Source organism: Humidesulfovibrio sp., assembly GCF_035560995.1.
Taxonomy (GTDB): domain Bacteria; phylum Desulfobacterota; class Desulfovibrionia; order Desulfovibrionales; family Desulfovibrionaceae; genus Humidesulfovibrio.
In genome coordinates, this window is sequence record NZ_DATMYK010000336.1 from 1 (window position 1) to 8451 (window position 8451).

At 68.7% G+C, this 8451-nt stretch carries 6 protein-coding genes; all 6 read right to left on the reverse strand.

The features are described 5' to 3' along the window. Window positions 1–153: 153 nt before the first annotated feature. The 6 genes from VN419_RS13475 to kdpF are packed head-to-tail and all read right to left on the reverse strand — an operon-like array spanning window position 154 to window position 8258. Window positions 154–873 (reverse strand): response regulator, encoded by a 720-nt coding sequence (locus VN419_RS13475; protein WP_325647734.1) that lies wholly within the window; start codon window positions 871–873, stop codon window positions 154–156. After that, window positions 870–3614 (reverse strand): sensor histidine kinase KdpD, encoded by a 2745-nt coding sequence (locus VN419_RS13480; RefSeq protein ID WP_325647735.1) that lies wholly within the window; start codon window positions 3612–3614, stop codon window positions 870–872. Before VN419_RS13480 ends, VN419_RS13475 begins: the two co-directional genes overlap by 4 nt. Before the next feature lie 31 nt (window positions 3615–3645). Next, the gene (gene kdpC / locus VN419_RS13485) at window positions 3646–4251 is read right to left on the reverse strand and encodes a potassium-transporting ATPase subunit KdpC (protein ID WP_349255591.1); all 606 of its coding nucleotides are present in this window, start codon (window positions 4249–4251) and stop codon (window positions 3646–3648) included. Between the two features lie 10 nt (window positions 4252–4261). After that, window positions 4262–6367, reverse strand: coding sequence for a potassium-transporting ATPase subunit KdpB (kdpB, locus tag VN419_RS13490; RefSeq protein ID WP_325647736.1), 2106 nt, complete (start codon window positions 6365–6367; stop codon window positions 4262–4264). 23 nt (window positions 6368–6390) lie between these two features. Next, entirely contained in the window at window positions 6391–8166 is a 1776-nt protein-coding gene (gene kdpA / locus VN419_RS13495; RefSeq protein ID WP_325647739.1) for a potassium-transporting ATPase subunit KdpA, read from the reverse strand. Continuing rightward, a complete protein-coding gene (kdpF, locus tag VN419_RS13500) occupies window positions 8166–8258 on the reverse strand; it encodes a K(+)-transporting ATPase subunit F (protein WP_325647737.1) in 93 nt (30 codons plus the stop codon). Before kdpF ends, kdpA begins: the two co-directional genes overlap by 1 nt. Window positions 8259–8451 lie beyond the last annotated feature (193 nt).

Below are 8451 nucleotides of genomic sequence, written 5' to 3' on the forward strand. Positions count from 1 at the left end.
GGTGGGCCCCGTGCCGCACCGGAGCGCCGCAATGTAATCTGAGTGTTCCGTGGATCCGGCCGCGAGCGGTGGGGTCGGAACGGGCGGCAGACAGCACAAACGCTTTCCGCGCGGAAAGGTCATGCCTCGGCCTCATGTCGCAGGCCGGGCGGGTCAGCTTGCTTCGTTTTCTTCCAGGCGGTAGCCGACGCCGGTCTCTGTCCGCAAAAAGCGCGGCCGGGCCGGGTCGGGCTCGATCTTGTGGCGGAGCTGGTGCACGTAGATGCGCGGGTAGTGCGACTGGTCCTCGCGCGCGCTGCCCCACACTTCCTTGAGCAGTTGCCGGTGCGTCACCACCTTGCCCGCGTGGCGCACCAGAAAGGCCAGCAGCTTGAACTCGATGGGCGTCAGGTGGACCTCCTGTCCCGCCAGGCGCACGCGGCGGGCGGCCAGGTCCACCGCAAGCTCTCCGCAGCGGAATACGGGGTCCGAAGCCGGACCCGGGCCGAGCTGCCCCGCCTGGGCCGAATGGCGCAGGGCCACGCGCAGGCGCGCGGAAAGCTCGCCCACGCCGAAGGGCTTGGTGAGGTAGTCGTCGGCCCCGGCGTCCAGGGCGTCTATCTTGTCCTGCTCCTTGCCGCGTGCGGAAAGCACCAGGATGGGCGTGGCGGTCCACTGGCGGATGCGCCGGATGACCTCCAGCCCGTCCATGCCCGGCAGGCCCAGGTCCAGCAGGATGAGCGCGGGCTGGTGCGAGGCGGCCAGGCCCAGGCCTTCCTCTCCGCTTTCCGCCTCTATGAGCCGGAAGCTCTGGCTTTCCAGATAGGCGCGCAGGAAGCAGCGGATGGGCGCTTCGTCCTCGATGACCAGAACGGTGGTCTTGTCCGAATTCACAGCCCCTCCTCGTCCTTGTCCATGCTCGCATCGGGCGCGGGCCGCCGCCTGGGGGCCGGCAGCGTCACGATGAACGCGGCCCCGCCGCCTTCGCGGTTCTCGGCCCGGATGCTGCCGCCGTGCACCAGGGCGATGGCCCGGCAGATGGCCAGGCCGATGCCGTAGCCCTTGCGTCCGCCACCGGCTCCGCCAGCCTCCTGGCCTTGATAGAACAAATCGAAGACCTTCTCCAGCTCCTCCGCCGCGAGGCCCGGCCCCCGGTCCGCCACGGCGATCTCCACTCCGCCCGCGTCGCTGCGCGCGGCGATGGAGACCGGCGAACCCGCTGGCGTGTACTTGGCGGCGTTCTCCAGAAGGTTCAGCAGAAGCTGCTCCACAAGCACCCCGTCCACTTCCACCAGGGGCAGGTCCGCCGGAACGTCGACGTCAAGCTCCCGTCCCGCCAGGTGCTTTTCCACAAGGCGCAGGGCCGCGCCCAGCGGTTCCTCTATGGACTGGAGCTGGAGGTCGGGCTTCAGCGTGCCGGATTCCAGCTTGGTCATGCGCAGCAGATTGGCGATGAGCCGGGACAGGCGCTCGGCCTCGTCGTAGATGTTTACGGCCAGGGTGCGGCGCTGTTCCCAGCCCAGGGTCTCGCCCACGGCGGCCAGGCTGTCCGCCGAGCCCATGATGGCGGCCAGCGGGGTCTGCAAGTCGTGGGTGACGGAGGACAAAAGCGAGGTCTTGAGGCGCTCGGTCTCAGCCTCCATCTGGGCGTGCAGGCTTTCCGTCTCCAGGCGCTCCACTTCCAGCGCCAGGGCCACCTGCCGGGCCAGGGTCTCGATCATGTGCGTCTGCTCCGGAGAGAACAGCGCGCCCTCGGTCTCGGGCCTGAGCCCCAGCACGCCGAGGGTGCCCTTGAGGCCCAGGAAGGGCACGTAAAGCGCGCCGCTGGTGGGCAGGGTGCTGGTGCCCAGGCCCGCGGGCCTGCCGTTGGCGTAGACCCACGCGGCCACGCTCTCGCCCTTGTGGGAGACGCGGAAGGCTTCCTTGTCGCCCACGTGCTCTCTAAGGCGTCCCTCCATGTCCGGCAGGAAGGCCAGGGCGCGGCAACGGAACAATTCCGAGATGTGCTCGATGGCGATGAACAGGAGCTTTTCCGTGCCGCGGGAGGCGGCCAGCTCGCGGGAGAGAGCGAGCATCACCTGGGTTCTCGCCTCGCGGGCGCGGGCGGTCTCCGCCTGCTGGCGCACCTGCGCCGTAAGGCGGCTCATGACCAGGGCCACGATGAACATGATGGTGAAGGTGAACAGATACTGGGTGTCGGACACGGCCAGGCTGAAGCGCGGGGGCACGAAAAATACGTCGAAGCACAGAATTCCCAGGGCTGAAGCCAGAATGCCCGGCCCCTGGCCGTGGCGGCTGGCGATGTACATGACGCCCAGCAGGTAGACCATGATGAGGTTGGCCAGCTCGAAGAAGGGATCCATGGCGAAGCAGATGGCCGAGCACGCGGCCATGGCGGCCACGCTCCAGGCGTACCCGCGCAGATCCGGGGCGGGCGTTTCGCGTCTGCCCGCCTTCGACCCCGCCGCTTCGCCCCGCGCCGGGTCGTCTCCCCGGATGACCTGCACGTCGATTTCCGCACTTTTGCGGATGAGCTCGTCCACCGGGCTGCCCAGAAGCGTATCCAGCAATTTGGGCCGCACCGGCTTGCCGATGACGATGGTGGAGACGTTTCTGGTCCGGGCCAACCGGATGATTTCGTCCGGAATGCTGCGGCCCGAGAGGGCCACGACCTCGGCCCCGAGCTGTTCGGCCAGGCGCAGGTTCTGCACCACCTGATTGTGGCGCGGGTCTGAGGGTGAAAGCGGCTGCGTCTCCACGTAGGCGGCTATCCACTGGGCGTGCTGGCTGGCCGCCATGCGTTTTGCGGCGCGCACCAGCCGGGCCGAGGTGGGGCTGGGCCCCACGCACACCAGGACCTTCCCCGAGGTGGGCCAGGTGACCTCGATGGCCTGGCCCTGGCGGTACACGCAGACCTCGGTGTTCACGCGGTCGGCCACCACGCGCAGGGCCAGCTCGCGCAGGGCGGTGATGTTCCCGGTGCGGAAGAAGTTTTTCTCCGCGGCCTCGGCCTGGCGGGGAATGTACACCTTGCCCTCGCGCAGGCGCTTGAGCAGGTCGTCCGGGGTCAGGTCCACCAGCACCAGTTCCTCGGCCTGCTCCAGCACCAGGTCGGGCACGGTCTCGCGCACGGGGATGCCGGTGATCTGGGCCACCACGTCGGAGATGCTCTCCACATGCTGCACGTTCAGCGTGGTGTACACGTCGATGTTGTGATCGAGCAGCTCCAGCACGTCCTGCCAGCGCTTTTCGTGCCTGGAGCCCGGAGCGTTGGTGTGGGCCAGCTCGTCCACCAGCACCAGCGCGGGCCTGCGGGCCAGGGTCCCGTCCAGGTCGAACTCGGAGAGCTGGTGGCCCTTGTACTCCACCTGCATGCGGGGCAAGAGCTCCAGCCCGGCCAGGAGCGCCTCGGTCTCGCCCCGGCCGTGGGTCTCCACCACTCCGGCCAGCACGTCGCGCCCCTCGGCCTGCTGGGTGAAGCCTTCCGTGAGCATGGCGTAGGTTTTGCCCACGCCCGGGGCTGCGCCGAAGAACACGCGCAGCCGCCCGCGCCTTCGCTTCCTGTCCTCGCGCTCTGCCAGGGCCAGCAAGGCTTCCGGGTCGGGGCGGCGCGAGCCGTTTTCGAATTCGTTCATGTCGGACTCCAGGGCTCCGGGGCTCCAGGGCTTACGGCCTGGAGATATTCTGGGCCTTTGCGGCCAGGGAATCAAGGTCTCTGTTCAGCAGCAGCACGTTCACCCGCTCCTCGCCGAGCAGGCCCAGTTGGCGGGCCTCGGTGCGGCGGTCGATGAGCTGCCGCACGGCGGCCTCATCCAGGCCGCGCTCGCGGGCCACGCGTTCCGCCTGGTACAGCGCCGCCGAGGGGCTGAGGTGCGGGTCCAGGCCGGAGGCCGAGGCGGTGACCAGCTCCGGGGGAACCGGGCCGTCGCCGTGGGCCTTGCGGAGCGCCTCGGCGCGTTCGGCCACGTTCTTCAGCTGCGCGGGATTGGTGGGGCCGAGGTTCGAGCCGCCGCTTGCGGCCGCGTTGTACGGCTGCGGGCTGGTGGCCGAGGGCCTGCTCCAGAAGCTGCCCGGGCCGCTGAATTGCTGGCCGATGAGCGCGGAGCCCGCGACCGTGCCGTTTTCGACGATGAGGCTGCCGTTGGCCTGGCGTGGGAAGAGCGCCTGGGCGATGCCCGTCACCAGTGCCGGGTAGGCCAGGCCGGTGACGAGCGAGAGCGCCAGGAGCATGAGGCAGGCGGGGCGCAGGGTATTCAGGATGTCGCGCAGCATGGGGTTCTCCTTAGGCCAGGCCGCAGGCGGCCAGGGCCATGTCGATGAGCTTGATGCCGATGAAGGGGGCGAGCAGGCCCCCGCCGCCGTAGATGATGAGGTTGTCGCGCAGGACCAGGGCCGCGCCCGCGGGCTTGTAGGCCACGCCCTTGAGGGCGAGCGGGATGAGCCCCACGATGATGAGCGCGTTGAAGATGACCGCTGAGAGGATGGCGCTCTGGGGCGTGGCCAGATGCATGACGTTCAGCGCGCCCAGGGCCGGGTAGGTGCCCACGAAGGCCGCCGGGATGATGGCGAAGTACTTGGCGATGTCGTTGGATATGCTGAAGGTGGTGAGCGCGCCGCGCGTCATGAGGAGCTGCTTGCCGATCTGCACGATCTCCATGAGCTTGGTGGGGCTGGAGTCCAGGTCCACCATGTTCCCGGCCTCCTTGGCGGCCTGGGTGCCGGTGTTCATGGCCACGCCCACGTCGGCCTGGGCGAGGGCGGGCGCGTCGTTGGTGCCGTCGCCGGTCATGGCCACCAGCCGCCCTTCCGCCTGTATCTTGCGGATGAGCGCCAGCTTGGTTTCGGGCTTGGCCTCGGCCAGGAAGTCGTCCACCCCGGCCTCGGCCGCTATGGCCGCTGCGGTGAGCGGGTTGTCGCCCGTGACCATGATGGTCTTGATGCCCATGCGCCTGAGCTCCGCAAACTTCTCGCGGATGCCGCCCTTGACGATGTCCTTGAGCCAGACCGCGCCCAGGGCGCGCACTCCGCTTGCGCCCCTCTCCGCCACCAGGAGCGGGGTGCCGCCCTCGCGGGCGATGTCCTGCACGAAGCCTTGCACGGCGGGGGGAAACGCGCCTCCGGCGTCCAGGACGAAGCGCTCTATGGCGTCGGGCGCGCCCTTGAGCACCAGCCGTTCGCCCTGCGCGCCGGGCAGCCGCACGCCGCTCACCCGCGTCTGCGCGGTGAAGGGAATGAAGGTGGCGCCAAGGGCCGCCAGGTCGCGCTGGCGGATGCCGAACTTCTCCTTGGCCAGCACCACGATGCTGCGGCCTTCGGGCGTTTCGTCCACCAGAGAGGAGAGCTGCGCCGCGTCGGCCAGTTCGGCCTCGGTGACGCCTGGCGCGGGCAGGAAGGCCGTGGCCTGTCGGTTGCCCAGGGTGATGGTGCCGGTCTTGTCGAGCAGCAGCACGTCCACGTCTCCGGCGGCCTCCACGGCCCGGCCGCTCATGGCGATGACGTTGGCCTGGATGAGCCTGTCCATGCCGGCGATGCCGATGGCGGACAGCAGGCCGCCGATGGTGGTTGGCGCGAGGCAGACGAAGAGGGCGGCCAAAACCGTGATGGTGATGGCCGTCCCCTTGCCTGCGGCGCCCACGCTGTACACGGAGAAGGGCAGCAGCGTGGCGCAGACGAGCAGGAAGATGATGGTGAGCGCGGCCAGCAGAATGTTGAGCGCGATCTCGTTGGGCGTCTTGCGGCGCTTGGCTCCCTCCACCATGCCGATCATGCGGTCGAGGAAGGTCTCGCCGGGGTCGGCGCTGATGCGCACAATGATGGAGTCGGACAGCACGCGCGTGCCGCCGGTGACGGCGCTCCGGTCGCCCCCCGCCTCGCGGATGACGGGCGCGCTTTCGCCGGTGATGGCGCTCTCGTCCACGGAGGCCACGCCGTCGATGACCTCGCCGTCGCAGGGGATGACCTCGCCGGTTTCCACCAGCACCACGTCGCCCTTGCGCAGGGCGGTGGAGGAAACCATTTCGCTGGCGGATTCGCGGTTCCCGTCCCCAAGCCTGCGCGCCGGGGTCTCGGCCCGGGCCTGGCGGAGCGTCGCCGCCTGGGCCTTGCCGCGCCCTTCGGCCATGGCCTCGGCGAAGTTGGCGAAGAGCACGGTGAACCACAGCCACAGCGAGATGGCCAGGATGAATCCGGCCGGGGCTTCGCCATGAGCGAACAGGGCCTGGAGGAACAGCAGCGTGGTGAGCATGCTGCCGATGTACACGGTGAACATCACGGGATTCTTCACCTGCACGCGCGGGTTGAGCTTGCGGAAGGAATCCAGCATGGCGGCGCGGACGATGGAAGGATCGAACAAGGGCCGGCCAGCGGTTTTCTGTGCCTTGGTGGTCATAGGATTCATGCTCCTTGGCAGGGCTAGCGCCCGAGCATCTGCAGGTGTTCCACGATGGGCCCGAGGGCCAGGGCCGGGATGAAGGTCAGCGCGCCCACCACGAGCACCACCGACACGAGCAGGCCGCAGAACAGCGGCGTGTGCGTGGGCAGGGTGCCCGCACCGGTCGGAACCGCCTTCTTGCCCGCCAGACTGCCCGCCAGCGCCAGCACCGGAATGGCGGTCCAGAAGCGGCCCGCGCACATGGCGAGCCCGCCCAGCAGGTTGTACAGCGCGTTGTTGGCGGAAAGCCCGGCGAAGGCGCTGCCGTTGTTGTTGGCCATGGATGAGAACGCGTAGAGGATTTCGCTGAAGCCGTGCGCGCCCGGATTGGCCACGGCTCCGCGGCCCATTTCCGTAAGCACCGCCCAGGCCGTGCCCAGAAGCACGCCGAAGAGCGGCACCATGATGACGATGGAGCACATCTTGGTTTCAAAGGCCTCGATCTTCTTGCCCAGGTATTCCGGCGTGCGTCCCACCATGAGCCCGGCCACGAACACCGCGATGACGGCGAACACGACCATGCCGTAGAGGCCGGAGCCCACGCCGCCGAACACCACCTCGCCCAGCTGCATCAGCACCATGGGAGCCAGCCCGCCCAGCGGAGTGAGGGAATCGTGCATGGCGTTCACCGCGCCGCAGGAGGCAGCGGTGGTGACGGTGGCGAAGAGCGCGGAGCCTATGACCCCGAAGCGCAGCTCCTTGCCTTCCATGTTGCCGGGGAGGTTGCCGCCGGTGATGGCCGCCACCTGGGGCACGCCTTGGGCCTCCGCCCACCAGCACAGAGCCAGGAATCCCAGGAACAGGGCGGTCATGGCGCCAAGGAGCACCCAACCCTGGCGGGAATCGCCCACCATGCGCCCGAAGGCGTGGCACAGGCCGGCCGGAATGATGAGGATGGCCAGCATCTCCAGCAGGTTCGTCAGCGGCGTGGGGTTCTCGAAGGGGTGCGCGCTGTTGGCGTTGAAGAAGCCGCCGCCGTTGGTGCCCAGCTCCTTGATGGCTTCCTGCGAGGCCATGGGGCCGCGCATGATGGCTTGCTCCGTGGCCGTGGCCGGGGTGGGCTTCAAGGACGGGTCGGCCTTGAGGTCGTCCGCGCTGGGGCTGATCTCGTAGGCCACGGGTTCCGCGAGGGTGGCGTTCTCCGCGCCGGAGAAAGTCTGGGGCACGCCCTGCCACACGAGGGCCAGGGACAACACGAGGGCCAGGGGCAGCAGGATGTAGAGCGTGGAGCGCACCAGATCGGCCCAGAAGTTGCCGATTTCGCGGGTCTCGCGCCGGGTCAGCCCCCGGATGAGCGCGGACAGCACCGCAATGCCCGTGGCCGCGGACACGAAGTTGTGCACGGTCAGCCCCAGCATCTGGGTCAGGTGGCTCACCGCGCTTTCGCCGCTGTAGGCCTGCCAGTTGGTGTTGCTGGCGAAGCTCATGGCCGTGTTGAAGGCCAGGTCCGGGGCCATGCCCGTCTGGCCGTCCGGATTGAGGGGCAGCCAGCCCTGGATTCGCAGCAACAGGTACAGCGCCGCGAAGCCCGCGACGTTGAACAGGAACATGGCCAGGGCGTAGGCCTTCCAGTCCATCTCCCGGGCCGGGTCCACGCCGCAGGCGCGGTACAGGCCGCGCTCCAGCCAGCCAAGACCGCGGGCGAGGGGATGGTCGCGGCCTTCCAGCACGGCGGCCATGTATTTGCCCAGCGGCCAGGACAGGCCCAGCAGGAGCGCAAGGAAGACGCCAATCTGCGCAAAGTCGATGCCGGACATCATTCGAAGGCCTCCGGGTTCAGCAGGGCAACGACGAGGTAGGCCAGCAGGGCCAGCACCACGATGCCTGCGAGGATGGTGAGCGCGTTCATGAGCCGATCTCCCGCACGCGGGCCACGAGCCGCACCAGGCCCAAGGTGGCTGCAACGGTCAGCAGAGCCAGCAGGCCACAGGCGAAGTCATTGGGGGTGGTCAGAAAATCCATGGTTGCATGCCTCCTCCCGGCATGGCGCCGGGTTCTTGTGTGGAGGTATAGCACTGCCGGAGTAAGCTGTGTGTTGGAAA

Coding starts and splice junctions, on each gene's coding strand:
- kdpF (WP_325647737.1), bottom strand. CDS start 8,258: ATGAACGCGCTCACCATCCTCGCAGGCATCGTGGTGCTGGCCCTGCTG.
- VN419_RS13480 (WP_325647735.1), bottom strand. CDS start 3,614: ATGAACGAATTCGAAAACGGCTCGCGCCGCCCCGACCCGGAAGCCTTG.
- kdpC (WP_349255591.1), bottom strand. CDS start 4,251: ATGCTGCGCGACATCCTGAATACCCTGCGCCCCGCCTGCCTCATGCTC.
- kdpB (WP_325647736.1), bottom strand. CDS start 6,367: ATGACCACCAAGGCACAGAAAACCGCTGGCCGGCCCTTGTTCGATCCT.
- kdpA (WP_325647739.1), bottom strand. CDS start 8,166: ATGTCCGGCATCGACTTTGCGCAGATTGGCGTCTTCCTTGCGCTCCTG.